General features: G+C 32.9%; 1 protein-coding gene and 2 pseudogenes. All 3 read left to right on the forward strand.

Going from position 1 to position 1,008, the window contains the following annotated elements; translation table 11 throughout:
- Window positions 1-291, forward strand: a pseudogene (locus SORDD16_RS12090) (hypothetical protein); the annotation flags it as partial.
- Between the two features lie 203 nt (window positions 292-494).
- A complete protein-coding gene (locus tag SORDD16_RS12180) occupies window positions 495-626 on the forward strand; it encodes a hypothetical protein (RefSeq protein ID WP_277730664.1) in 132 nt (43 codons plus the stop codon).
- Between the two features lie 13 nt (window positions 627-639).
- A pseudogene (locus tag SORDD16_RS09800) lies at window positions 640-1,008 on the forward strand (hypothetical protein); the annotation flags it as partial.

The following is a 1,008-nucleotide window of genomic DNA, read 5'->3' on the forward strand; positions in this document are numbered from 1 at the left end:
AATGTTATCTTGGCTTTATGGTTCATAAATTTTATTGCGGGTATCCTTATTTCAGGCTTTAAAAATTTACTTGCTCATTTACTTTTGGCTATATTACCCATTGCTCCAATATTTCTCATTATTATCTTAATATCATTGAGTAAATCAACATTCTCTACATTATTTAATCTTAATGCAGTCAATAAAAATCAAGAGAAATACCGTGAGGAATATGGCTATACCATCGAGGAATGGTATGGGAAAAAGTCAAAAATGTACAAGGAACATGTCAAGAAGTCTAAAAAGAGATAAAGGTTTATAGAGACTATTCCTAGTCTCTTGATAGAGGATTGGATCTGGTTATTCTGATTCTAGATGAAGCACCTGAAAATAACTCAGGTGCTTTTCTATACTTTTTACTAATTGATTAACTATTCTGGTATAATGGGTTAAGGACGGATTACTTACTAGCAAATACTCAAGGAGCTAAAGATATAGCTTATGGTGCTGTGGACATGATAGAATCAGGGGTAGAGTCTATCGGAAAAGGAATCCACCAGGGAGTGGAGACTGTCAAGAGTGTCGGCAAGAATGTTTCTGATTTCTTTAATGGTGGTCTGAAGGCAGCCTCATCCTTGTTTGGATAGTAGGAGAAAATAAATGGATAAGATACAAAAAGACATTAATGATGCACTTGAGACAACTCGAAAATTAAATATAGTAAAGGCGATTTTTGGACTACCACTATATTCGTTTTTGATTATTTGGGGCACCTATTTTCCTATGGGGATACTTCGATTGGCTAGTAAAAATGGACATGAACTAGTTACACAGTTGACATCAGTAGAAAATAGCCTGATTCCCCCAAATAGTTTCTTTGTCTTTCTATTCTTGTTTTGTTGTTGTCATTTTACTTATTTTTATATTAATTCTAAAAGAAATCGCATTAAAGCTTATTTAATGACTCAGATTTTTCAATTATTTGTGCTTGTGATTTTTTATTATAGTTGGTTTATAGCCATCTTGTAT

It is taken from the genome of Streptococcus oralis (assembly GCF_001578945.1).
Lineage (GTDB): Bacteria > Bacillota > Bacilli > Lactobacillales > Streptococcaceae > Streptococcus > Streptococcus oralis_Q.

Coding starts and splice junctions, on each gene's coding strand:
- SORDD16_RS12180 (WP_277730664.1), top strand. CDS start 495: ATGATAGAATCAGGGGTAGAGTCTATCGGAAAAGGAATCCACCAGGGA.